The sequence below is a fragment of the Labrenzia sp. ATLA3 genome, assembly GCF_057180185.1.
Map to the genome: position 1 here is coordinate 319,694 of NZ_JBXUKV010000001.1, position 24,202 is coordinate 343,895.

A 24,202-nucleotide genomic window follows, 5' to 3' on the forward strand; every position below is an offset into this window, starting at 1 on the left:
GTTTCAGCCGGTTCGAAGCCTTTCAGAGCCTCAGTCGTCCTTTTCAGAAACACCGGCATCGGCAAAGGTCGCCATGCCGGAGTGCATTTCGGCCGCCGCCTTGGCAATGCCGGCAGCAAGCACGGCGCCGGAGCCCTCACCCAGCCGCATGCCAAAATCAAGCAGCGCTTCCTTGCCCATATGGTCCAGCACCTTTCCATGCGCCTGTTCCGCGGAAACATGGGCGAACAGGCAGTGATCGAGACCCGCCGGATCCATTGCATAGACGACAGCGGCGGCCGCCGTCGTGACGAAACCATCGACAATCACCGGAACGCGCTGCAAGCGCGCGGCAATGATGAGTCCGGTCATGGCTGCAATTTCGCGACCGCCGATGCGGCGCAGGATTTCAAGCGGATCCCGCTCACCGTTCAACCGTGCAACCGCCTTGTCGACGGCGTCCCGTTTGCGGGCAAGGCCCTCGTCATCAACGCCTGTACCGCGGCCGATCCAGTCCTCGGCCTTGCCGCCGAAGAGCGCATTGATAACCGCGGCGGCGACGGTGGTGTTGCCGATGCCCATTTCGCCGAGACAGATGAGGTCGATGCCTCCAGCGAGCGCTTCCATGCCGTAAGCCATGGTCGCAGCGCAGTTGGCCTCGTCCATGGCGTCTTCCCGGGTGATGCTGGGGGTCGGCATGTCAACCGCCAGGTCGAATACCTTCAGGCCAACATCATAGGAACGGCAAAGCTGGTTGATTGCAGCCCCACCGGCCGCAAAGTTCTCAACCATCTGTCGGTTTACCGCACTTGGAAAGGCGGACACACCTTCATCTGCAACGCCGTGGGCTGTCGCGAAAATACCGACCATCGGGCGTGTGATCTTCGGCGGCGCCTTGCCGGACCATGCCGCCAGCCATTCGGCGATTTCCTCAAGCCGTCCGAGCGAACCGGCAGGTTTGGTCAGTTCCGCATCGCGTGCTTTCACCTTCGCAAGCGCATCCTCGTCCGGCCCCGGCATGGACTTCACCAGATTGCGGATATCGTCAAAAGGCAACGCGGTCTCGGAAAGGGACATGTTTTTTAGGTTCCGGTTGTTCGCGGCCGTTCAACGGCCACTTGGTCTGGCTTTGCCGCTGTTCTATAACTTCGCCCGGCAAAAACTCAAGCATGGGACCGGCCTGATGAGCTCTGAAACCGACCAAGAGCCTGATTCACAGGTGAAATCGCGGTCCAAGAAAACAAGGGATCGAAGCCAGTCCGCCCTACACGGGCTGACGGAGTTCGTCGCGGACACCGCTGCCTGCGTGCGATTCTTCTCCCGCCTCTCACTGCCATCCGTGAACGCACTCGACAATCCGATGGCTCCGCCTGACTTTGTGCGCATTGCACGCGCAGCCCCTCTGGCGGGCGCCGTTATCGCGCTGCCTGCAGCCGGCGTCGGCGTTGCGCTCGGATTTTCGCAACTGCCGTTTCTGGTCATCGCCATTGTTTTGACCGGCATCCTTGCCGCGACCACCGGCGCTCTTCATGAGGACGGCCTAAGCGATGTTGCCGACGGCTTTTTTGGCGGAGCAACACGGGATAGACGGCTCGACATCATGAAGGACAGCCGCATCGGTGCCTTCGGTGCCCTTGCCATGATGATCTCGGTGCTGCTGCGCGTCGCGTTGCTTGCAGCGCTGTGGCAAAAGTTCGATCCGGCAGATGCGGCACTGCTGTTTCTTGCTGGCGAAGCTCTCAGTCGGACACTGCTTGTCTGGCAGTGGCAGTGTCTGCCCTCTGCCAGACCGGGCGGGCTCGGAGCGCGCTTCGGCAAGCCATCCCGCCAAACGGTGCTCCAGGCTGTTTTGGTCACGCTTCCCCTGCTGCTGCCGGCCGTCCTGTTGCTCTCCTTACCCGCCCTGCTGCTAGCCCTTTTTATTGCCTTAGCGGCAGCCTATACCACCGGCCAGCTTGCCCAGTCGAAAATTGGCGGAACCACGGGCGATGTTTTAGGCGCAGTTCAGCAGCTCAGCGGCCTTGGCTTTCTGACCGGGATGCTTATGGTGCCTTGAGAAACAGATTTACCGGCACAAGGCCGGGGCGACACGGGAATGGCTGACATGTTGGTATCGGGCAGTTCAATGGAACGCCAGGGGTGGGGTTTGCGGTCGACAGTTCTGCTGATCGTTCTTGCCGTCTTGTCCGCCTGTTCCGGCCGGCCGGATGTTGGCGTCCTTGCTCTGAACGAAGATCCCGCCGCCGGTGCCAAGGTGAGCGATATTCTGATCGTCACCACCCGCAAACGAGATGAGCGGCCGGACACCTATTTCAACGGTGAACGCGCATCGGAGGTCAATTACGCCGAGGCTTCGATTTCCGTACCGCCTGATCACAAACCCGGCGAGATTGAATGGCCGGACAGACTGCCCGGCAACCCCGAGACTGATTTTGTCGCGCGAAAAGCCAGCTATATCGCCGACAAGGCTGCCTTCCGGAAATCGGTCAATGCCAGGCTGGCCGCCTTGCCACCCGGCAAACGCAACATCATCCTGTTCATTCATGGCTACAATACGCGTTTTGCGGAAGGGCTCTATCGTTTCGTCCAGTTCGTCAATGACAGTCAGTTCGAGGGTGTGCCGGTTCTGTTCACCTGGGCCTCACGCGGCAACCTGAGGGACTATGTCTATGACCTCAACAGTGCCGCGATCGCGCGCGGCGCGCTTGAAGAAACGCTGGTCGAACTGTCCAAGACCCGGGCCGACAACATAACCGTCCTGGCCCACTCCATGGGCAACTGGCTGTTGATGGAAACCGCGGTTCAGGCACGAACAGAGAACCGCCGGCTGGTCGCGGAGCACGTCGACGACATCGTGATGGCTGCACCGGACATCGACATCGACCTCTTCAAGGCTCAACTCAAGCGGCTTGGTCCACAGCCCCGGCCTTTTACGGTTATCGTTTCCCAGGACGACAAGGCTCTGCGCATCTCGCGCGCCATTGCCGGTGGCAAGGAACGTGTTGGCGCTTATTCGAATGACCAGGAGCTTGCAGAGCTCGGCGCGGTCGTTATCGACGTGACCGAACTGCAATCGCTGGACAGCACCAACCACTCGAAGTTCGCGCAGCTGGCACAACTCAGGCCGGAGTTGCGCAAGGCGCTCGGAAGTTCGGCGCTTGGCTCCAGTGCTGACCGACAGCGCGGCGCCAATCTCGGCGACGATCTGGGATCCTTTGTGGGCACGACGGCACAGGCAGCCGTCACCTTGCCGATCAAGGTCATCACCGCACCGTTTACCTATTCGTCTGGCGGGTATTGATGCTGTCACATTTCGCAGCTTTCCGCCCAAACTAGTCTTGGCAACGCCATAATCTGCGGCCATATGCGCTTCATGAAGTCACCCTGCATCAACATTTGCCAGATCGACGCCAAATCAGGCCTGTGCACAGGTTGCCTGCGCACGCTGGACGAAATCGCGTCCTGGGCGGGCTACTCCGACGCCAAACGCAGCCAGATCCTTGCGGAATTGCCAAACCGGACCAGGCAGTATCCAGAGGCCGGAGAGCGCGGATGAACAACTCGAAACGCTTCCGCGGATTGATGGTCGTCATTCTGGTTCTGGTGATGGCCGCTGCCGCATTCTATGCCTTTTTTGGCGACCCGACCGACCCGGCAAATGTCAATTTCGATGACAGCGGCCCCCGGATTGTGGCCCTGTCCGCTCTTGCCTTCGTGTTTCTGGCCAGTTTCCTGTTCGGCCAGCCGAAGGCACGCGAGATCCTGCACGGTACTGTCTTCTGGGGCGGTTTCTGCGCTCTGCTTGTTGTCGGCTATGTCTACAAGGCGGAACTGGTTCAGGCCGGTTACCGGGTTCTCGGTGCGCTGGCCCCCGGTCTCGCCGTCACCCAACCGGATGGAACCATCCTGATCGTCCGGGATGCGGGCGGGCATTTTGTGCTGGATGGTCGTATCAATGGAGCCCGCGCAGAGTTTCTGCTCGATACGGGAGCCAGTGCGGTGGTCCTGACCTATGAAGACGCAATACGGGCAGGATACCGTCCGCAAGATCTGACCTTCTCCGTGCCCGTTTCAACCGCCAACGGTCGCGCACTCGTCGCCCCCGTCAAAATCGACACAATCACCATCGGCGATCACACGCTGCGCAACATCCGGGGTTTCGTCGGCCGGCAAGGCACGCTCGATTCCAGCCTTTTCGGCATGACGGCGCTCGACCATCTTCGCAGTTGGCGGATTGAGGGCGACAAGCTGATCATGACGCCTTGAGCGGATTAAAACCTTCGGAGCAGACCTATTCAGCAGCCGCAAGATCGGCACCGGTCGGGCTGACCGCTGCTAGCGCCTTTTCGACAACTTCCAATCCAGCTCCGGGCTTGATCGCTTCCACTGTCAGAATGCGCCGCCAGGACCGGGCACCCGGACGCCCATGGAACAGGCCCAGCATGTGCCGCGTCATATGCGCCAGCTTCACGCCCCTGCTCAGTTGCCCTTCCAGATAAGGCATATGTGCCTTGACCGCGTCCCAGGGCGAGATATCCGCCCCAGAAGCACCGTAAAGCCGCCGGTCCACCTCACCCATGATCTGAGGAGTGTGATAGGCCGCGCGGCCGAACATCAGCCCGTCCAGCGTTTCCAGAAACGGTTCCGCCTGATCCAGCGTCTGCAGTCCGCCATTGAGACCAATGAACCTGTCCGGCAACCGCTGTTTCAGCCGCAGAACCCGCTCATAGTCGAGCGGCGGAATGTCCCGGTTTTCCTTCGGGCTAAGGCCTTTGAGCCAGGCCTTGCGCGCATGCACCCACAGGGCATCGGCTCCGGCGGCAAAAACGGCATCCGCCATGGCATCAAGTGCCACTTCAGTGTCCTGTTCGTCCACGCCGATCCGGCATTTCACGGTCACGGGAATATCGACGGCCGCCTTCATCGCCGCGACACATGCGGCCACCAAAGGCGGTTCTTCCATCAGGCAGGCACCAAAGCGGCCGGACTGAACCCGGTCGGACGGGCAGCCAACGTTGATATTGACCTCGTCATAACCAAAGTCGGCAACGATCTGCGCCGCTTCCGCCATATCCTTCGGATCCGATCCGCCAAGCTGGCAGGCGATCGGATGCTCGATATCGGAAAAACCCAGAAGATGCTGCCGGTCGCCATGGATCACCGCGCCTGTCGTTACCATCTCCGTGTAGAGCAGCGCATGCCGCGTCAGCTGCCGGTGAAACGCACGGCAGTGACGATCTGTCCACTCCATCATCGGCGCGACGGAAAACTTATGCTCTTGATACTTCTGCATTTTTCTTCATTTGCACGGAACTGACCCCGGATATCCATCATCCGGTTGGGACGACTGTCGTACGGTTTTGTCCGAGTTAGATCTCATGTCGAACATGATAAGTTGACGCGAGATAGCAAATTTGCGCGCTTTTCAAAAGCTCCGGATTGCGGAAAGGGTCATTTCAACGTCGTGATCGTCGACCTCAGTTAAGACTGCCAGCGTGGCGCCAAGAGCGTCGGCGCCGCAGGTACCCGTCTCCAAACGACGCCAGAGTTCTGGCAAGGAGATGACGGCATCGCCGGAATTTGCTGGAAAGAAAGCCTGTCTTGGCTCTCGCTGTCGTTGGAAAATCGGATGGGCGTGCGCAAAGCCAGGTTCGCAGGCGATGCTGACCAATTCCTTGAACCGCAGCTTTTCCAGATCAGGCCCGCAACAACCGTATGTTTCGCCGCATCTGCTCGACTTGCTCGAAACTCAGCACAAAGGGTGTGGTACGGGGCAGCGTCGCCAGGATGTTCTGCTTGTTCCCGACATGCTCGCTTATTCCCCGAGGGCTGTCGATGAGGTTATGAGCGACTTCATGGGCCAGAGTACTGGCATCCGCGTTTTTCTTGATCCGCGTGACAGCGCCCGTATGGTTTGCCTTGGAAAGGGCCAGGTCATTGTCCGGATTGAAGCGGCGGATATAGAACACCATGATTTCGTTCGGCAGCACCCTGATAGACGTATGTGCCTCTGCCAGTTCCTTCATGCGGGCAAACAAAAGACCGTGCTGGGAAAACTCCGTCTCTTCGGCGGCCGTCAAAGCCAGTGACTGGATGGAGGTCACCTCGAAGTTGATGCCGTAGTGGCCGTAGAGTTCCCTGGCGGTGCTTTCCGCTGTCGAGACCGGGGCGTCCGGCGTCACCACGACGAAGATATGCACACGAACCTTGTGCTTGAAGACCGGAAGTGCCCGGTCGAGCTTGGTCATGGTATTTCGACCCACGGCGCCATCGTCCTTGACAGGCGGCCCACCATGTGTGGAACGCTGGAACTCCTTGACCTTTTGCACGGTTTCATTGCCGTAGATGCCATCTGGACTGAGCCCTGTTCCACCGATGGATTTTGGCATGGGAAATCCCAGGTCTATCAAGCCGAACTGGACCAGATGCACACCGTGCCCACTCGATCCGCTGCTGAGCCAGGGGGTGTTGGTTGCGGCTGCCTCCAACTGAGGAACATTGCGGAAATAGGGAGACGTCAATGCCATGGGACGAGAACTCCGGGAAATTGCACGGGATAACGATCAACAATCGAAGATTGATTTTTACTGCAAAACACCCATACACCGAAACAAATTACGTAGCGGAAATGCATTTTTATAGGGACATCTCTGTCCGCATCCCAACAGGCCGGATTCCTCTCAATCACACCTTGCTGCCCTGCCCTGCCCGGTGTTTCACTGCGCCGAAAAGGGAGGCAGTGGAATGGAAATGGCCATGACCGGCAGCCGCAATCGGGTAACGGCAGGAATAGGAATGATGTGCGCAGGCGTTGTGTGCCTGTGCCTCAACGACGCCATAGCCAAGACACTGACCGCTGACTACAACCCGATCCAGATCCTGTTTCTGCGCAACATCATCGCTCTGCCGATAGCCATTCTGATTGCACTGAAAATGGGTGGTAGAACCGCCCTGATTTCTCACCGTCCGGCGGCCCACCTTCTGCGCGGCGCGCTGTGGATTTGCGCCGCCACACTGTTTTTCACCGGCCTCAGCCTCATGGGCCTCGCCGAGGCGACAGCGCTGGTCTTCATCATGCCCGTTTTCGTGACAGCGATTTCCGCACTGGTGTTGCGCGAACAAGTTGGCTGGCGGCGATGGACAGCAGTGCTCGTGGGATTTGTTGGCGTTCTGGTGGTCGTCCGCCCGGGTTCGGGCGCATTTCAGGCAGCTTCGCTTTTGCCCATCGCAACGGCTTTCGTCTATGCGATGTTGATGCTCAGCGCACGGTTTGTAGACCCGCGAGAGAGTGTGTGGACCTTGATGCTTTACCTGACCGGAGCCGGTGCCCTCATCAGCGCACTTGCGATGCCATTCGTCTGGGTGCAGCCACACGCTGAAGACATCTGGCTGTTCCTGGGCGTTGCCTTGTTCGGTACGATTGGCATCACGTTGATTACGCAGGCCTTCCGTCTTGCACCAGCAGCGGTTGTCGCACCCTTCGACTACACCGCGCTCTTGTGGGCGACCTTGCTGGGCTGGCTACTGTGGGACGAGATTCCCGACATGGCGACCTACGTCGGAGCGGCGATCATCATTGCCAGCGGTATCGCCATCGTGCTGCGCGAACGGCAACTTGAAACCTGAAGCCCCGCCGGCGCGGTTTGCCGGCCGGCGGGGCAAGGCCTGCTTACATGCGCTGGGTGAAGGTTGTCGCCTTGACCAATGCGGCGTAGTCCTTGGCAAGATCCAGGAACGCGTCGTAGCTCTTCTGCACTTCGGCAAACTTCGGATTGGCGGCAGCGTTTTCCGCCATCACTTCCGCAACTGCCTTCTTCAACGCAGCCAGAACATCATCCGGGAAGTTGGCAAAGGTCACGCCGTCTTCCTTCAGCTTCTTCATCGCAACTGCATTGTAATAGTCGAACTGAGCTGTGGTCTCGACCGAGGCAGCTTCCGCCGCAGAAGCGATGATTGCCTGAAGGTTTGCCGGCAGGCTGTCATAGGCTTCCTTATTGACGACGATTTCAAGTGCTGCCGAGGGTTCGTGGAAGGCCGGAACGTAGCAATAGCTGGCGACTTTCTGCAGACCGAACGCCTGGTCCAGCATGGGACCGACCCACTCGGCAGCATCAATGGCACCGGACTGGAAGGCTGGGAAGATTTCCGGAGGCGGCAGCAAAACCGCGTTGACGCCAAGCTTGCGCATGGCTTCGCCGCCAAGGCCGGCGATGCGCATGTTGAGGCCTGCCAGGTCATTCAGGCTTTCAACTGGCTTCTTGAACCAGCCGGCAGCCTGAACCCCAGAACTGCCGGAGTAGAACGGCTTGAGGCCGCGTTCTTCGTAAAGGCTGTCCCACAGGTCCTGACCGCCGCCATACCGCAGCCAGGCGGTTGTTTCCACGGCGGTCATGCCGAAGGGAACGGCGGAAAAGAAATGCAGGGCCGAGTTCTTCGAAGCGGCATAGTACGGCGTCGAGTGCCCGATTTCGGCGGTGCCCTGCTCCACGGCGTCCTCGACACCGAAGGGCGGCACAAGTTCGCCGCTGGAATAAACCTTGAAGGTCAGCTGACCGTCGGACATCGCCTCGACGCGTTTGGCAAAGGCAGTCACGTTGGTGCCAACACCCGGCGCCTTGGCCGGGAAGGACGTCGGCAGTTTCCAATGGATCTTGCCCTGCGCAATTGCGGGGGCCGCCAGCAGGCTGGCCGGAGCGGCAACGGCGCCTGCCTTCAGAAAATCACGTCTTTTCATTGTTGAATCTCCCATGGTGTTCAAAACAGGACGTCCGGCAACAGGGTCGCCAGGGCCGGAAAGGCAGCGACCAGACCGAGCGCCACAAGCTGAATGGCGACAAACGGGATCACCGAAACATAGATGTCAGAGGTGCGGATATCCGCCGGTGCGACCGACCGGAAATAGAAAAGTGCAAACCCAAATGGCGGCGTCAAGAACGAAGTTTGCAGATTGAGCGCAATCAGAACCGCGAACCAGACCGGGCTGATGTCGGACTGCAGGATGATCGGCCCGACAATCGGAACGACGATGAAAATGATTTCGACGAATTCGAGAATGAACCCAAGCAGAAAGATGACCAGCATGGTCAGCAGCAACATGCCGTAGGCGCCACCCGGCAAGGCATGCAGCAGTTCGGCGACATGCTCGTCGCCATTGAAGCCGCGGAAGACCAGCGACAGAATGCTGGCGGCAATCACGATGCCGAAGATCATCCCGGTGATTGTGACGGTTTCCCGCAGCGCGGGCACAAGCACGCCTTCCCGCATCAGAGACGCTGCCGCGATGGCCAGCATGACGAACGCCGCTGCCGTCATCGCAACGGAGACAATCGTCAGCGCAGTCCAGCTGATCCGCCCGCCTTCGAATTCCAGACCGAACAGTCCGAGCCGGCGCAGGACAAGCAGCACGATGGCAAAGCCCGCACACGCCATTGCGATGCGGGCGGCCTTGCCGTCGCCTGCGGCCGCAGCAATCAGGATGGCACCGGCGACGCCGACGCTGGCGGCTTCCGTGGGTGTTGCGATGCCTATCAGGATGCTGCCGAGCACGGCCACGATCAGCCCGAGTGTGGGGGCAATGTTCCGGACCAAATCACGGCCCGGCACGCGCGGCTGCCTTGACCGGGTTTGCCCCTCCTGCCCTTTCGGCGTGTTTCGGCGCAGGCGCAGCAGAACGTAGGCTGCATAGAGAGCAACCAGAAGCAGACCCGGGATCAACGCCCCGGCGAACAGATCGCCCACCGTGACAGGGTCCGGCGCGAAGTTGCCCGCTTCCTGCTGCGCCTCGAAGTAGGCATTGGACACCTGGTCGCCCAGAAGGATCAGAACGATGGATGGCGGAATGATCTGACCGAGCGTGCCGCTGGCGCAGATGAGACCGCTGCTCATGTGCTTGTTGACCCCGGCCGCCAGCAGCGCGGGCAGAGTGATCGTTCCAAGCATGACGATGGTTGCCCCGATGATGCCGGTGGAGGCGGCAATGAGCGCGCTCACCAGAACGACGGAAAGCGCCAGGGCAGACTGCTGCCCGCCCATTGCTGCCGTCAGGCTCTGCAGCATCCGCTCTGCCTGGCGTGATTTTTCCAGCAGGAGCCCCATGAGCACGAACAACGGCACCGCCAGCAGCAGCGGATTGGTCATCACACCATAGACGCGCTGGGGAACGGCCTGGAAGAACACAAGGTCGAAGTGCCCGGTCGCGGCTGCGACAAGCGCCACAAGCGTCGGGGCGCCGGCAATTGCCAGCAGCACAGGCACACCGGAAAGAATGCAGGCGAATACGGACAGGGCCAGGATGATGAGCCAGATGATATCGGCTGTCATGAATCGTTCCGCCGGGTCGCGCCAAACAGCTTTTGAAGAATGAAGATGACGACAAGGGCCGGAAGGATGACGAGACAGGTCTTTACCAGAAACAGGCCAGGCAGGCCGCCGGTTTCAGGAGAACCTTCCAGAATCGCCCAGGAGCTTCGGACCAGCGGAAATGCCGTCCAGAGCATGAGCCCGAAAACCGGCAGTGCCAGCAGGAGGTACCCAAGCCAGTCGATACGGCCATTCGTGCGATCGCTCCAGTTCTGGCGAAAGACGTCTACACGCACGTGCTTGTCCGCATCAAAGGAAACGGCGACAGAAAGAGCGACAAGAGCTGCGAAGGCATAATTGACCGCGTCCTGAATTTCCAGAAACCCGAAGCCGAGCAGATAGCGCATCAGCACCATGGCCAATTGGCCCAGAAAGACAATCGCGGCCAATCCCATGCAAAGCATGTGCACCGCTCGAAAGACCCTATGCATTCATCACTCGTGACGCTGGAAGTCATGTTCGCCCCCGGGGCACGGATGCTCGACCCGGCCCTGTGGAGCCCCCGGCTCTGCCCCGCACCAAGCCCAGAGCGAACCGGGGGGACGCCCGAACTTAAACACCGAAATTGGGCGTGTATACAATGATTTGGGTGCTTATTACGGAAAATACCGCCTGCTCGCCAAGGTCCTCAACGGACAGTTGTTCGCATGTGCGAAGCGGCATATCGCCCCGGCGGGCTGTTTCGCGCGAGCTTCTTGGATTTTGCAGAGCAAAATGGATTGCGGCATCGCAGCAAATGCGTTAGGCCAAAACCTTATCCGCTTTCAGGGCGTCCGTGCCCTGCCCGGCTCTCCTCCCTCGGGCAAGGTCTGTTTTTAGCGCTCTGGACAGTTTGCAACCGTTCAATTTCTGGAGTTTGCGATGCTCGGCAAAAAAGTTCCGTTCGTTACCTTCCGCACCCGTGTCCGCGACGAATCCATCGAAGGTCCGAACCCGTTCCGTTGGGAAGACAAGACCAGCGACGACTATTTCAAAGGCAAGAAGGTCGTTCTGTTTTCGCTTCCCGGTGCCTTCACTCCGACCTGCTCCACCTATCAGCTGCCGGACTTCGAAAAGCTGTTCGAAGAGTTCAAGGCTGAAGGCGTCGACGACATCTATTGCATCTCCGTCAACGATGCTTTCGTGATGAATGCCTGGGCGAAAGCGCAAGGCGTCGAGAATGTCAAAGTGATCCCGGATGGTTCCGGCGAGTTCACCCGCAAGATGGGCATGCTGGTTGCCAAGGACAATCTCGGCTTCGGCATGCGCTCCTGGCGCTATGGCGCTGTCGTCAACGACGGCGTTGTCGAGCAGTGGTTCGAAGAAGAAGGGTTCTCCGACAACTGCGAGAGCGACCCTTATGGTGTTTCTGCACCGCAGAACATCCTGGAAAAGCTGCGCGCTGCAAAAGTGCAGGCCGCCTGATCCAACAGGCACAAGCTCAGCAAAAAGCCCCGGAGCGATCCGGGGCTTTTTTCGTTTCGTGACAATGCTTTGGAAAAAAGCCTCGCCTAGTCGCGGCCTTCGAGGCGGCGACGTTCGTCTTCCGACCGCAGCTCCAGCCACATCGCATTCAGAATCGCCATAGCACAGGCCAGAGGCATTCCGAGGACCCAGGCAAAATACCACATGAAGCAGTCTCCTCAGTAAGCGGTGTGGTTGTCGCGTTCGATGGTTTCTTCATCCACCTTGCCCCACAAGACCTTGTAGACCCAAGCGGTGTAGACAAGGATGATCGGCAGGAAGATGAGTGTCACCACCAGCATGTTGAACAGTGTTCGATGGCTGGAAGATGCATCCCAGACAGTCAGGCTGGCACCGGGCTGTATCGAGGACGGCAGGATGAATGGGAACATCGAGACACCGACCGTCGATATGATTCCGAAAACCGCCAGCTTCGAAAAGAGGAAGATCGGCATTTCCAGACGGGTCTGCAACAGCACCAGTGTTCCGAACAGCCCCAGGAACCCGAGACCGGGCGCGAGCCAGAGAATGGGGTGGACAGCATAATTGGCCATCCATGCCCCACCTTCGGTAATCGCCTGTTTCGCGAGCGGATTGGCTGCCATGTTCGGATCGATTTCGGACGTGATGCGGAAGCCTTCCACATAGCCGCTGGCAATCAGATAACCGCCGAGGGCGAACAGCGCGATGCTGAGACCGGCCGCGACGGTTCCAAACCGCCGTGCGCGCTTGGCGATATCGCCGTTGGTCCGCATTACCAGCCAGACCGAGCCGTGCGTTACCAGCATGGCTACGGACAAGACCCCGCACAGTAACGAGAACGGCGAGAACAGCCCGAAGAACGAGCCTTCATAGGTCATGCGCAGGTCGTTATCGAGCGAGAACGGCACGCCGAGCAGCACATTGCCGACGGCAACACCGAAGACAAGCGCCGGCACGAACGATCCTGTAAACAGCGCCCAGTCCCAGGAATTCCGCCAGGACGGGTCTGGCCGCTTGGACCGGTACTTGAAGGAGACCGGCCGCAGGATCATCGCCGCCAGCACAACGAACATTGCAAGATAGAAGCCCGAAAAGCTGATGGCATAGAGCGGTGGCCAGGCAGCGAAGATCGCCCCGCCCCCCAGGATGAACCAGACCTGGTTTCCTTCCCAGGTCGGGCCAATCGTATTGATGACGACGCGGCGCTCGATATCCGTCTCGGCAACAAAGGGCAGCATCGCGCCGACGCCCATGTCAAATCCGTCCATCACCGCAAAGGCGATCAGAAGGACACCCAGCAGAAGCCACCAGATCATCTTCAGGACAGAGTAGTCGATCATTTCATAGAGGATCATTTTCGATTACTCCGCTGGAACTGAGGCTGCGGTCGGAGCCGGCTGCCGGAATGCGGGGCGAGCTGCATCCGGGTTCTCGCCGTCTTCAGGACCGATCTTGATGTATTTGAACATCAGCATGATCTCGATCACCAGAAGCGTGCTGTAGAGCGCAACGAAACCGGCAAGCGTCATCAGAACTTCTGTTACGCTCAGGTTCGAGACGCCGACGGATGTCGGCAGCATGCTTTCGATGATCCAGGGCTGACGGCCATATTCTGCCACGAACCAGCCCATTTCACAGGCGATCCACGGCAACGGGATTGACCAGACCGCGACGTGCAACAGCCAACGGCGCTTTTCACTCAGGATGTCCAGCTTTCCGGACGAGGAATAATAGAAGAAAATCGCGGTTATCAGGATGAAGAAGAAGCCGCACGCCACCATGATCCGGAAGGCATAGAACATCGGCATGACTTCTGGAACGGTCGACCAGGCAGCCGCATCCACCTGTTCGGTGGTCGCCTCCATCGGATTGTCCGTGAACGGCAGCAGCAGATAGGCATAACCGAGCGAGTTTTCGTTCTGCAGGAAGGTCTCGCGGACATCGGCACTGACATTGGCCGGATCCTTGCGAATCTTCTGCAGAGCGTCCCAGGCGATGGCACCCTGCCGAATGCGATCTTCGGTTCGGGACACCAGATCCTTGATGCCCGGAATGACCGTGTCGAGAGAGCGCGTTGCAATCAGGCCCATCACATAAGGCACTTCGATGGCAAAAACGTTTTCACGCTTTTCCATGTCCGCCCAGGCAACCACGTTGAACGAGGCCGGCGCGGGCTCCGTATCCCACATGGCTTCGATTGTCGCCAGTTTCATCTTCTGGTTCAGGTTGGCTTCGTAACCGCTTTCATCGCCCAGAACCACAACGGAAAGAGCCGATGCAAAACCGAAGGCGGAGGCAATAGCCATGGACCGTTTGGCAATCGGGATATGGCGGCCTTTGAGCATGTACCAGGCGGAAATACCGAGAACGAACATCGACGCAGTGACATAACCCGCGGACACCGTGTGAACGAATTTGGCCTGTGCCACCGGATTGAACAACACGTCGTAGAAACTGTTGACTTCCATACGCATGGTTTCGGGGTTGAACGCCGCCCCGATGGGGTGCTGCATCCAGCCATTGGCGATCAGGATCCAAAGCGCGGACAAGTTCGTTCCAATTGCAACGGCCCAGGTGGCCGCCAGATGCTGGCGTCTGGAGAGTCGGTCCCAGCCGAAGAAGAACAGCCCGACAAAGGTAGCTTCCAGAAAAAAGGCCATAAGGCCTTCAATCGCCAGCGGTGCGCCGAAGACGTCGCCGACATACTGGCTGAAATAAGCCCAGTTCATGCCGAACTGGAACTCCATGGTCAGACCTGTGGCAACACCCAGGACAAAGTTGATTCCAAAAAGAGTGCCCCAGAATTTGACCATGCGTTTCCAAACCTCGCGGCCGGTCATCACATAGACTGTTTCCATGGTTGCCAGCAGAATCGACAAGCCGATGGTCAAAGGCACAAACAGGAAGTGGTAGAGCGCTGTCATGGCAAATTGCAGCCGAGACAGGTCAACGACGTTCAGTTCCATCGTATACCCCTTACGGACCAGACACGGTCCGAGCATTTTCGCCAAAGCACCCAATGTTCTAACGAACAGAAAAAGGTACTTCGGCACATCAGGACGATCGACGTGTTGAGGCCCGGTCGGGAGGGGACAGAGCCTGGTCGATCTTGATCGAAAACCCGGATTTCGTCCCGATCCAGCGGCGGCACGCAACTACGCAGTGAAAGCGGATTGCAACCGCCAATCCTGTCAATGAACCGGCTTAGAAAACGAGTCTTCCTATGGGGTGATCGTGGCCCAGAGCCCCCGCAAGGTCAATGCGACAGATAGGACCCGGCAACCATAAGCTGCTGAAAACCGTGCGGGAACTCATTGAAATTCGGACAGAATTATTTCCGGCGACGGATTACTGCCCTCAGTTGGCGCTGTCAGATCCAGCACGCGGTCGGCCCGTTCCATTTCCTGACGACGATGCGCAATCATCAAGACTGCGGAATTTCCACGATAGGACAGAAACCGGTCCAGAACATCGCCAGCAGTTGCAGCGTCCAGTCCCTCGGTCATCTCGTCCAGAACAAACAGAACCGGCTGTGTCAGGAATGCTCTGGCCAGGGCCAGACGCCTCTGCTCTCCGCCGGAGAGGCCAAGCCCACCTTCACCCAGAATGGTTTGCAGCCCTTCCGGATTTTCCGAAATACGGTCGGCAAGCGCTGCCTGCTCGAGCGCACGCCACAGGTCTGCATCGCTGGCATTCGGATTTGCGATACGCAAATTCTCCGCGACCGTCTCGTTGAAGAGATAGGCCTTCTGGCCAATGACCGTGATCTTGCGGCGGAGCTCAGCTTCCGGGATCCGGCTGACATCTTCCGCGCCCAGAACAATCCGCCCCTGCCCCGGATTTCGTAACCGTGCGGCCAATGCCGCAACCGTTGACTTTCCGCAACCGCTGCGCCCGGCCAGTGCGAGAATTTCTCCCGGCCCAACGTTGAAACTCAGTCCCTCCAGCACGCTTCTCTCAGCCCCAGGATAGCCAAAGCTGACGTCCTTGAAGGAAAGTACAGGCGTAGGTGTAGGTGTAGTGACGTCCGATACTGTCGCTGCCCGGTTACCCGCAGGTTCGGACTCCCGGCGATCGTCCATCAAGCGCATGATCCGACCTGCAGCCAGCGAAACGCGTGGCAATTTGGCAAGACCTGGCAGGCTCATCGAAAAGATTTCCGGAAGCCCCATGACCACCAGTATGAGGCCAACGCCGAAAGCAGCCGTCAGCGTGCCACGACCAACCTCTTGCAGGCAGACCAGAAGTGTGGCCGCAAGAAACAACTGGCCAAGAAGTGCTGATCCAGCTGTCAGTTTGCTGGTTCGGCGATCCTCAGTCTCCTGGGCTTCCGCGAGGCGGTTTTCCGCGGCCAGCACCGTCTCGGCCGCAGTCTCCAGCCCACCGTAGATCGCAAGATCCCGCCGCCCTGCAGCCAGATCAGCCGCCCGAAGCCGCATAGCATCCAGCGCCGCATCCGTACGGCGGGCGTTTTTGGTATCGGACTTTACAAAGGTCCAGACCGCCAAAAAGACCCAGGCGGATATGAAAACCGCACCGGTGACAAGCAAAAGCGGAGAGATGGTGCTCCATACGAGAAGCAGCGTGACCGCAACAACGAGCGCCAGCACAAGGGGAACCACCAGGCGCAGATAAACAGTGTCGAGGACGGCGATGTCGAGCGTCAACCTGTTCAGCAGCAGGCCGGATCTTCGCCCATCGCTCGTCCTATGCGCCATGGACGCAAACAGGCGATTTCTGAACCCGGTCAGAAAGCGGAACGTCGCATCATGGGTCAAAACGCGTTCACCGTAACGGCCCGCAGTGCGGACAATCGCAAAGGCACGAATGAGCGCGCTTGGTGCAAAGATATTCAGGAATGCACCGCTTAGTCCCGCGATGGCCGCCGCCGTGATGAACCAGCCGGAGACCCCGAGCAGCAAAAGCCCGGCAGTTGCAGGCAGCAGGGCCACCAATATCCCGAGCCAGAAATGAAAGCTGTCGTTCCCGTGCTGGGTGCGGATGATTTGCCAGACAGACTTCACGCGAGGGCCCTCCCCTCGGCAACAGCGCCTACAGATTTCAGATCGATCCGCCGCGAGGCAATTTGCCGAAGCCCCTTGTCATGTGTGGCGATGACGGCAGTGCGCCCTTCACAAAGGCTCCGCAGACCGTCAATGACGTCAGCCGCAGTTTCCTCGTCAAGCGAAGCAGTCGGCTCGTCCGCCAGCAAAAGAACGGCATCTTTTCTCATGGCCGCCCGTGCCAGCGCGACCCGGCGGATCTCACCCACGGAAAGGCCGAAACCATCTTCGCCCAAGGGCGTTTCAAGACCCCGAGGCAGACGTTGCACAAGCGTTTCAGCCCCGGCAAGCCGCAACGCCTGCCACAAATCGTCTTCCGTAACCGCTTCGGGTGTTTCCACCGCCTTCAAGAGGTTTGCCCGGAGACTTCCGTGAAACAGACGTGGAGACTGGCCGAGCCAGATGACTTTTCGGCGCAGCACTGCAGCCAGCGCTGCTGCGGGCAGATCATCCACCAGGATTTCACCGTCATCCGGTTCCTGAAATCCGAGTATTCCGTCAATCAAGGTGGTCTTGCCGCTGCCGCTCGGTCCTTCCAGCAGAAGCGTTTCGGCAGATCCAATCGCCAGACTGAAATCCTTGAAGACATCTCGCTGTTTATGGGAAATGCAGACAGACCTGAACTCTATCGCCGGCGGGCTGGAAAGCTGAAAAGCGCCGGCCTTCTCGGCGGCAACTGCAACAATCGGACGCGACTTTGGATTGTCTTCCGGCGGGAAAAGCGTCGCCAGTCTCTCCCGGGCGGCAAGCCCCCCCGCCCGGTCGTGATAGGCAGCGGCGTAGGCTCGCAAGGGTGCGAAGAATTCCGGCGCGAGCAGGAGAATGAAAAGGCCCTGCGCGAAGGTCAAAGGCCCTCCCCAGGTGCCGACCTGGATTTCCCCCAACAGAGAGAAGCCGACATAGACCGCGCAAAAGGCGATACCGAGTGCGGAAAAAAGCTCCAGCACTGTAGACGACAGGAACGCGATCTTCAGGACTCGCATGGTTCCGGTCCGGAAGCGTTCGCCAGCGTCCCCAATTTGCTGCTGCGTTCGCCCGATTGCGCCGAACAGCGTCAGCGTTTCCAGCCCCTTGATCCTGTCGAGCAAGCTGCCGCTCAACCGCACAAGTTCTTCCTGTTGTCGCTCGCTTGCCGCCTTGGCGCGCAGGCCGATCAGCGCCATGAAAACCGGAATGAGCGGCCCGCAGACAACAAGGATAAGAGCGCCTAGCCAGCTGAAAAAACCAGTGGCGGCAACGATCCCAAGAGGCACATGGCGCAAACGCAGTTTCTGCGGTTCAAAGTTCCGATAGTAGGGTCCAAGCAGATCGACCTGTTCGGTGATATGCGCTGCAAAGGCACCGGAAGAGGGAAACTCTGCCGACGGTGATCGCGTGGCCGCAATGGAGAGAAGGTCTCCGCGGGCCCTGCTCTGGATCGCACGGGCGGTCTGTCGGGCAACCGTTTCTGCGCGGTTTTGCAGAAACACTCTCAACAGGGCGACAAGCGCTATGCCGGCAGCAGCCAGCAACGCTGACTGGGTGAAATCGCTGTCAGCGATCCGACCGGTGTCTGTAGCGGAAAAAATGTCGGGAAGCGATCCAAGCGCCCAGGAAATCAATCCGGCCTGAACGATCCACAGCAGATCGGATACGGCAAGAAGCCTGCCGGCGCTTTTGAGGCTTCGGCTTTCCCTATCGTTCGGCCAGCCGAAAGCAGCTGCGGTTTCGCAGCCCTGCCCCACATCCTCAGCCACATTCCCGATCTTTTGCCTTTTCGTTTTCATCGGGCGTTTAGTGTCGCTCTCCCATTTCAAATGCAAGGGACACATTGCCACGGCGCATTCCGGTTTGCCATGTCGGAGCCATGCCTTTTTCGGCCAATTTATATTGCTGCACAAAAAGAGCTGCAGCCACCCACGCCAGTTCAGCGATCCAGGCACCAGGTGTTTGCCTGCCCCTGACGCAGAGAGCCGCTGTTTTGAAACAAAAACGCTCCCGGCGGTGACCGGGAGCGTTCTGTCGAACATTCGTTCGTTGTGTTTACTTCATCGTCGGAATGGCGAATTCAGCTCCATCCTTCAGACCGGACGGCCAGCGGGACGTCACTGTCTTGGTGCGGGTGTAGAACTTGAACCCGTCCGGACCATGCTGGTTGAGATCGCCAAAGCCGGACTTCTTCCAGCCGCCGAAGGTGTGGTAGGCGAGCGGCACCGGGATCGGCACGTTGATGCCGACCATGCCGATGTTGATGCGGGACGCGAAGTCACGCGCAGTGTCGCCGTCACGGGTGAAGATCGCGGTGCCGTTGCCATATTCATGGCTGAGCGGCAGATCGAGAGCTTCTTCGTAGTTTTCCGCGCGAACCACAGACAGAACCGGACCGAAGATTTCGGTCTTGTAGATTTCCATGTCCTTGGTGACATTGTCGAACAGACAGCCACCCATGAAGAAGCCATTTTCATAGCCCTGCATGGAGAAGTCGCGGCCGTCGACAACCAGCTTTGCACCTTCCTTGACGCCCTGCTCGACAAGACCCTTGACGCGGCCAAGGGCTTCCTTGGTTACCAGCGGGCCGAAGTCGACATCGTTACCTGCCGTGTACGGCCCGATTTTCAGGGCTTCGATTTTCGGAGTAAGCTTTTCGATCAAGGCGTTTGCAGTACTCTCACCGACCGGCACAGCGACGGAAACAGCCATGCAGCGCTCGCCGGCCGCGCCGTAACCGGCACCGATCAGAGCGTCGGCTGCCTGATCAAGGTCGGCATCCGGCATGATGATCATGTGGTTCTTGGCGCCACCGAAGCACTGGGCACGTTTGCCGGACGCGGTTGCGCGGGCATAAACATACTGAGCAATCGGCGTGGAGCCGACAAAACCGACAGCCTGGATGGTTTCATCGTCCAGGATGGCATCGACCGCGCTCTTGTCGCCGTTGACGACGTTCAGGATACCTTCCGGCAGTCCAGCCTCTATCATCAGTTCGGCCAGCATGATCGGCACGGACGGATCACGCTCGGACGGCTTCAGGATGAAGGAGTTACCGCAAGCGATGGCCGGGCAGAATTTCCACATCGGGATCATGGCCGGGAAGTTGAACGGCGTGATGCCGGCAACAACGCCGAGCGGCTGACGCATGGAATACATGTCGATGCCCGGGCCGGCGCCTTCCGTGAATTCGCCCTTCAGGAGATGCGGTGCGCCGATGCAGAATTCTGCAACTTCAAGACCACGAATAACGTCGCCCTTGGCGTCCGGCAGCGTCTTGCCGTGTTCGCGGGAAAGAGCTTCAGCCAGCTTGTCCATGTCGCGGTTCAGAAGATCGACGAACTTCATCATCACGCGGGCGCGGCGCTGCGGGTTGGTGGCAGCCCAGGCCGGCTGTGCAGCAGCGGCGTTGGCAATCGCAGCATCCATTTCTTCCTGGCTGGCCAGGGCGACCTGCGCCTCGACTTCACCGGTTGCCGGATTAAAGACGTCTGCGTAGCGGCCAGAGGTGCCCTCCACCTGTTTGCCGCCAATAAAATGACCGATCTTCCGCATGTCGCGTTTCTCCCAATATGTTCTGACACCAGCCAAAAGGATTTTGGGCGAGCGTCCGAGGTGATGTCTTTTTGACTTTTATTTTTGCTGCAAACAAGAACCAGAATTCCGGAGCCGTTGTGCGTTTTTTAAAGTTATGCCAATAAAGCTCCATTAGCGTTTCAAACGAACGATAGGACCAATAGCCATCAGTTGTCATCCCGGCATGAGCGCGGCGAAGAGCCCGCACCAAGCACCCCGTGAGCACATCTTCCGATTTTGGCGCTCACCCATCTGACAACAACAAGTGCAAGGCGATCATCGCGGAAAGCAATCGACATGAACTGGGATGACATCCGCATCTTTCTCGCCATTGCACGTACGGGCCAGATCCTGGCGGCGGCGCGCCGCCTCGGCCTCAATCACGCGACAGTCGCCCGCAGACTGACAAGCCTTGAGGACAGCGTCGGCACCCGTCTGTTCGACAGATCGACCTCCGGCTGCGTTCTGACCGAAGCGGGCAGCCGTTTTTTCGACAGGGCAGAACGGATCGAAGCGGAGGCGGTCGCGGCGGAAGCGGACCTGACAAACAACACGCCTGAAATTTCGGGAACAGTGCGCATCGGCGCGCCCGATGGTTTCGGTGTCGCCTATCTTGCGCCTCGGCTGGGCAAACTGACAGAAAAACATCCAGGCTTGACGGTGCAGCTCGTACCCGTTCCGCGATCCTTTTCCCTGTCCCGCCGCGAGGCCGATATTGCGGTAACCATCGACAGGCCGGAAACAGGCCGGCTTGTTGCCGGCAAACTCGTTGACTACTCGCTCGGGCTTTATGCCTCGAAAACCTATCTTAAACGCCGCGGCACGCCAGCCATCGCAAACGATCTTACCGCTCACGATCTGATTGGTTACGTGGAAGACCTGCTCTACTCGCCATCTCTGAATTACGGCACAGAAATTCTGAAAAACTGGACTGCGCGTTTCGAGATAGCCTCGGCTCTTGGCCAGACCGAAGCCGTCCGATCGGGAGCCGGCATCGGCATTCTTCACGATTTTATCGCGCGCGATGACAGCGACCTTGTCGCCGTCCTGCCGGACATAAAGCTTCACCGCGCCTACTGGATGGTGACACACGAAAGCTCACGTCCGCTCCGTCATGTCGCGGTGGTGCAGGACTTTCTACGCGATCAAGTCGTGCGCGATCGAGCTATCTTCGGATAGCAAATATCAGAGCGGAAAGCAGGACCGCTAGCGCCAGCGCTGCGTCGCCTCAATCCATTCCCTCGTGCGCGCTTCCGGATCGGCGTTGCGCGTGATGTCAGTGGCGACGGCTGCGATATCCGCACCATTTTCGAACACGCCAGGAAGACGCTCCGGGTTGAGGCCACCAATGGCCACCAGAGGAAGGCTGCCGATCTGCTGCTTCCACCGGCCGATCTTTTCAAGGCCTTGCGGTGCCCATTTGAGCTCTTTCAAGATCGTCGGATAGACGGGCCCGAGCGCGACATAATCGGGCTCGGTAGCAAGAGCTGTTTGCAGCTCTTCGCCGTCATGGGTCGACACGCCAAGTTTCAAACCGGCTTTGCAAATGGCTGCAACGTCGGCGTCGGCAAGGTCTTCCTGACCAAGATGGACAAAATCGCAGCCCTCTTCGATCGCGAGTTGCCAATAGTCGTTGACGACAAGTTGGCAACCGTGGTTCACGCAAACGCTTCTGGAAGCTGCGATTTCCTTGCGCAGGATGTCTTCGCTTGCGTCCTTGATCCGCAGTTGAACCAGTTTGATGCCAAGCGGCACCAGCCGCGCGATCCAGTCGGAACTGTCAACGATGGGATAAAAAGGATCGAGTTTCATTCAAACACCGCCATTCCAAGAACCGGGGTAGAAGGAACCGCCATGTCGCGAGGTTCCAGGGGTTGGGCTTCACAGGCCAGTCGTCCGGCCTCGATTGCCATCGCAAAGGCCTTTGCCATGGCGACTGGATGTCCGGCCTTTGCGACAGCCGTATTCAACAGCACTGCATCGAAACCGAGTTCTAGAACAGCGGCCGCGTGAGACGGCCGGCCGAGACCGGCATCCACGACAAGAGGAACGCCGCTGAAATGGCTGCGGTAAGCACGAAGGGCATCCAGATTGACCGGCCCTTTCGCCGAACCGATCGGCGCGCACCAGGGCATCAACACCTGACAGCCCGCCTCAACCAGCCGTTCGCCGACGACAATATCGTCTGTCGTATAGGGAAACACCTTGAAGCCGTCATCGCTCAGGATGCTTGCCGCCTCCACAAGGCCAAAGACATCCGGCTGCAGGCTGTCGTGATGGCCGATTACTTCCAGCTTGATCCAGTCGGTGCGAAAAAGGTCCCGCGCCATCCTTGCGGTCGTAACAGCTTCCTTCACCGAATGACATCCGGCTGTGTTGGGCAGTACCTTGACGTTCAATTCCCGGATCAGATCCCAGAACCTGCCACCTGTGCCACTTCCCGCCGTTTCACGCCGCAGAGACACGGTCAGAATTTCTGCACCCGATGCCCTCACCGCATCCGCCAGGATTTGCGGTGAAGGATATTGCGCCGTTCCGAGCAGAAAACGCGATGCGAACGGTTCCCCATAAACTTCAAACATGATCGTCAGCCTCCCTGCATCGGTGACAGGATCTCGATCCGGTCTCCCGCCTCAAGGACGCAATCGCCCCGTTTTTCTGCGCACACCAGATCGCCGTTGCGCGCCGTGGCCAGAAACTCATGGTCATAGGCCAGCTCATCCAGAAGCGCTGCCAGCGTCGCGCTGGCAACTTCCTGAGGTACGCCGTTAATGGTTAGCTTCAAGGGACTTCTCCTGAAGATGTTGCACGATCCTGTCTGCTGCCTCCATGGCAAAATGCGGGGCAAGCAGAAAGCCGTGCCTGTAAAATCCGTTCAGTGACAACGTGTTGCCGGAAAGCGTGACGCGAGGAAGATTGTCGGGATAGGCCGGGCGCAGGCCCGCCCCGGTCTCGATGATCTTTGCCTCCGCAAAGCCCGGATGCAGGCCGTAGGCGGCATTGAGGAGTTCCATGGTCGACCGAACACTGACCGCCTCCCGGTCGCCGCTTTCAATCATGGTCGCCCCGACCATGAAGACCCCGTTGTCACGCGGCACGACATAGACCGGGATGCGCGGGTGCAGAAAACGCACAGGCCGCGAAAGTGAGACATCCGGCGCGTGGAGCAGCAGCATTTCACCGCGAACGGGCCGCAGGTGCGGATCGGGCGCAGCCATGCCGGTACAATCGGCGACAAGATCGGTTGCCGAAGCAAAGTGCTCGGTCTTAAAACTGGCCTCTGCACCGCTTGCAGACACTTTTGCCAGCAACGCCGTGAGAGCTTGCCGAGGATCGAGATGGGCTTCCGCGGCAAAATGAAGTCCCTTTGCAAATCGGCCTGCAAGGTCCGGCTCGAGTGTGCCCAGCGCGTCACTGTCGAGCCATGTAAAGCCACTGGTACGAGATGCAAACCGGTTGAGTTCACCAGCATCGCGCGGCGCGGCAACAACCAGTGTCCCGTTGTGCCTGACCTGCCCTGGCAGAGCCTTGCTCCACCAGCCGATAGATGTTTGCCCGAGCCGCAGAACAACTTCCTCGGCACTCTCCCGCTCGCACCAGGGCGCCAGCATACCGCCAGCAAGCCAGGAGGCACTGGCGGACAGATCCCCGTTCTTTTCCAGCAGCTCAACTTGCACACCGCGCGAGACAAGCTCATGCGCCAGAGCCAGACCGGCAACTCCGGCGCCTTTGATACCGACCTTCATCCCGCCTCTCTTGCCAGGGAGAACGTCAATCGTTCGCCATCGCGGAATGTCTGGTAGACCGCCTGCATTCAACGCTTCTCCGCAAGG

The 24,202-nt window shown here is 59.0% G+C and carries 23 protein-coding genes; 7 read left to right on the forward strand and 16 right to left on the reverse strand.

Going from position 1 to position 24,202, the window contains the following annotated elements; genetic code table 11:
• Positions 1-30: 30 nt before the first annotated feature.
• On the reverse strand, positions 31-1,056 hold the full coding sequence (gene cobT / locus AC2A6O_RS01420; RefSeq protein ID WP_148587191.1) for a nicotinate-nucleotide--dimethylbenzimidazole phosphoribosyltransferase: 1,026 nt from the start codon (positions 1,054-1,056) through the stop codon (positions 31-33).
• Between the two features lie 106 nt (positions 1,057-1,162).
• Between cobT and AC2A6O_RS01425 the strand changes: the two genes are divergently transcribed.
• The 4 genes from AC2A6O_RS01425 (at position 1,163) to AC2A6O_RS01440 (ending at position 4,245) form a co-directional block, all read left to right on the forward strand.
• The gene (locus tag AC2A6O_RS01425; RefSeq protein ID WP_498925450.1) at positions 1,163-2,035 is read left to right on the forward strand and encodes an adenosylcobinamide-GDP ribazoletransferase; all 873 of its coding nucleotides are present in this window, start codon (positions 1,163-1,165) and stop codon (positions 2,033-2,035) included.
• 39 nt (positions 2,036-2,074) lie between these two features.
• Positions 2,075-3,280 carry an alpha/beta hydrolase gene (locus AC2A6O_RS01430; protein ID WP_209001339.1) on the forward strand — a complete coding sequence of 402 codons (1,206 nt, stop codon included), beginning with the start codon at positions 2,075-2,077 and terminating at the stop codon, positions 3,278-3,280.
• Positions 3,281-3,352: 72 nt separating this feature from the next.
• Positions 3,353-3,535 carry a DUF1289 domain-containing protein gene (locus tag AC2A6O_RS01435; protein WP_162530123.1) on the forward strand — a complete coding sequence of 61 codons (183 nt, stop codon included), beginning with the start codon at positions 3,353-3,355 and terminating at the stop codon, positions 3,533-3,535.
• Positions 3,532-4,245, forward strand: a complete 714-nt coding sequence (locus AC2A6O_RS01440) for a retropepsin-like aspartic protease family protein (protein WP_148587193.1) — start codon at positions 3,532-3,534, stop codon at positions 4,243-4,245. The genes AC2A6O_RS01435 and AC2A6O_RS01440 overlap by 4 nt, the downstream gene beginning before the upstream one ends.
• Positions 4,246-4,270: 25 nt before the next feature.
• Here AC2A6O_RS01440 and dusA read toward each other — a convergent pair whose 3' ends face one another.
• Both dusA and AC2A6O_RS01450 read right to left on the reverse strand, forming a co-directional pair.
• Positions 4,271-5,272: a tRNA dihydrouridine(20/20a) synthase DusA gene (gene dusA, locus AC2A6O_RS01445; protein ID WP_498925451.1), complete on the reverse strand. Its 1,002-nt coding sequence runs from the start codon at positions 5,270-5,272 to the stop codon at positions 4,271-4,273.
• A gap of 403 nt (positions 5,273-5,675) precedes the next feature.
• Positions 5,676-6,506: a peptidoglycan-binding domain-containing protein gene (locus tag AC2A6O_RS01450; RefSeq protein WP_148587195.1), complete on the reverse strand. Its 831-nt coding sequence runs from the start codon at positions 6,504-6,506 to the stop codon at positions 5,676-5,678.
• Positions 6,507-6,723: 217 nt separating this feature from the next.
• Between AC2A6O_RS01450 and AC2A6O_RS01455 the strand changes: the two genes are divergently transcribed.
• Positions 6,724-7,605, forward strand: a complete 882-nt coding sequence (locus tag AC2A6O_RS01455) for a DMT family transporter (protein WP_148587196.1) — start codon at positions 6,724-6,726, stop codon at positions 7,603-7,605.
• A 43-nt stretch (positions 7,606-7,648) separates the two neighbouring features.
• Here the strand turns inward: AC2A6O_RS01455 and AC2A6O_RS01460 are convergent, their stop codons facing one another.
• Genes AC2A6O_RS01460 through AC2A6O_RS01470 form a run of 3 tightly spaced genes read right to left on the reverse strand, consistent with a single transcriptional unit; the run spans position 7,649 to position 10,769 of the window.
• Entirely contained in the window at positions 7,649-8,713 is a 1,065-nt protein-coding gene (locus AC2A6O_RS01460; RefSeq protein WP_148587197.1) for a TRAP transporter substrate-binding protein, read from the reverse strand.
• Between the two features lie 20 nt (positions 8,714-8,733).
• A complete protein-coding gene (locus tag AC2A6O_RS01465; RefSeq protein WP_498925452.1) occupies positions 8,734-10,299 on the reverse strand; it encodes a TRAP transporter large permease in 1,566 nt (521 codons plus the stop codon).
• Positions 10,296-10,769 (reverse strand): TRAP transporter small permease subunit, encoded by a 474-nt coding sequence (locus tag AC2A6O_RS01470; RefSeq protein WP_209001340.1) that lies wholly within the window; start codon positions 10,767-10,769, stop codon positions 10,296-10,298. The genes AC2A6O_RS01465 and AC2A6O_RS01470 overlap by 4 nt, the downstream gene beginning before the upstream one ends.
• A gap of 430 nt (positions 10,770-11,199) precedes the next feature.
• On the opposite strand from AC2A6O_RS01470, the gene AC2A6O_RS01475 reads away from it, so the two are divergent.
• Positions 11,200-11,742, forward strand: coding sequence for a peroxiredoxin (locus AC2A6O_RS01475; RefSeq protein ID WP_148587199.1), 543 nt, complete (start codon positions 11,200-11,202; stop codon positions 11,740-11,742).
• An 86-nt stretch (positions 11,743-11,828) separates the two neighbouring features.
• Here the strand turns inward: AC2A6O_RS01475 and cydX are convergent, their stop codons facing one another.
• From cydX to AC2A6O_RS01505, 6 genes are all read right to left on the reverse strand, one after another.
• Positions 11,829-11,948: a cytochrome bd-I oxidase subunit CydX gene (cydX, locus tag AC2A6O_RS01480; RefSeq protein WP_148587200.1), complete on the reverse strand. Its 120-nt coding sequence runs from the start codon at positions 11,946-11,948 to the stop codon at positions 11,829-11,831.
• A gap of 12 nt (positions 11,949-11,960) precedes the next feature.
• Positions 11,961-13,118, reverse strand: a complete 1,158-nt coding sequence (gene cydB / locus AC2A6O_RS01485; protein ID WP_498925453.1) for a cytochrome d ubiquinol oxidase subunit II — start codon at positions 13,116-13,118, stop codon at positions 11,961-11,963.
• Positions 13,119-13,124: 6 nt separating this feature from the next.
• Complete coding sequence (locus AC2A6O_RS01490) at positions 13,125-14,729, reverse strand: cytochrome ubiquinol oxidase subunit I (RefSeq protein WP_498925454.1); 1,605 nt, start codon at positions 14,727-14,729, stop codon at positions 13,125-13,127.
• Between the two features lie 345 nt (positions 14,730-15,074).
• Positions 15,075-16,787 carry a thiol reductant ABC exporter subunit CydC gene (gene cydC / locus AC2A6O_RS01495; RefSeq protein WP_498925455.1) on the reverse strand — a complete coding sequence of 571 codons (1,713 nt, stop codon included), beginning with the start codon at positions 16,785-16,787 and terminating at the stop codon, positions 15,075-15,077.
• Complete coding sequence (gene cydD, locus AC2A6O_RS01500) at positions 16,784-18,562, reverse strand: thiol reductant ABC exporter subunit CydD (protein WP_498925456.1); 1,779 nt, start codon at positions 18,560-18,562, stop codon at positions 16,784-16,786. Before cydD ends, cydC begins: the two co-directional genes overlap by 4 nt.
• 286 nt (positions 18,563-18,848) lie before the next feature.
• The gene (locus AC2A6O_RS01505; RefSeq protein WP_498925457.1) at positions 18,849-20,348 is read right to left on the reverse strand and encodes a CoA-acylating methylmalonate-semialdehyde dehydrogenase; all 1,500 of its coding nucleotides are present in this window, start codon (positions 20,346-20,348) and stop codon (positions 18,849-18,851) included.
• Positions 20,349-20,666: 318 nt separating this feature from the next.
• On the opposite strand from AC2A6O_RS01505, the gene AC2A6O_RS01510 reads away from it, so the two are divergent.
• The gene (locus AC2A6O_RS01510; RefSeq protein ID WP_498925458.1) at positions 20,667-21,548 is read left to right on the forward strand and encodes a LysR family transcriptional regulator; all 882 of its coding nucleotides are present in this window, start codon (positions 20,667-20,669) and stop codon (positions 21,546-21,548) included.
• Between the two features lie 27 nt (positions 21,549-21,575).
• Here the strand turns inward: AC2A6O_RS01510 and AC2A6O_RS01515 are convergent, their stop codons facing one another.
• From AC2A6O_RS01515 to thiO, 4 genes are read right to left on the reverse strand one after another with little or no spacing between them, the layout of a single operon-like run.
• A complete protein-coding gene (locus AC2A6O_RS01515; RefSeq protein WP_498925459.1) occupies positions 21,576-22,181 on the reverse strand; it encodes a thiamine phosphate synthase in 606 nt (201 codons plus the stop codon).
• A complete protein-coding gene (locus AC2A6O_RS01520; RefSeq protein ID WP_498925460.1) occupies positions 22,178-22,951 on the reverse strand; it encodes a thiazole synthase in 774 nt (257 codons plus the stop codon). Before AC2A6O_RS01520 ends, AC2A6O_RS01515 begins: the two co-directional genes overlap by 4 nt.
• A gap of 5 nt (positions 22,952-22,956) precedes the next feature.
• The gene (gene thiS / locus AC2A6O_RS01525; RefSeq protein WP_498925461.1) at positions 22,957-23,154 is read right to left on the reverse strand and encodes a sulfur carrier protein ThiS; all 198 of its coding nucleotides are present in this window, start codon (positions 23,152-23,154) and stop codon (positions 22,957-22,959) included.
• Positions 23,138-24,115 (reverse strand): glycine oxidase ThiO, encoded by a 978-nt coding sequence (gene thiO / locus AC2A6O_RS01530; RefSeq protein WP_498925462.1) that lies wholly within the window; start codon positions 24,113-24,115, stop codon positions 23,138-23,140. Before thiO ends, thiS begins: the two co-directional genes overlap by 17 nt.
• Between the last annotated feature and the right edge of the window lie 87 nt (positions 24,116-24,202).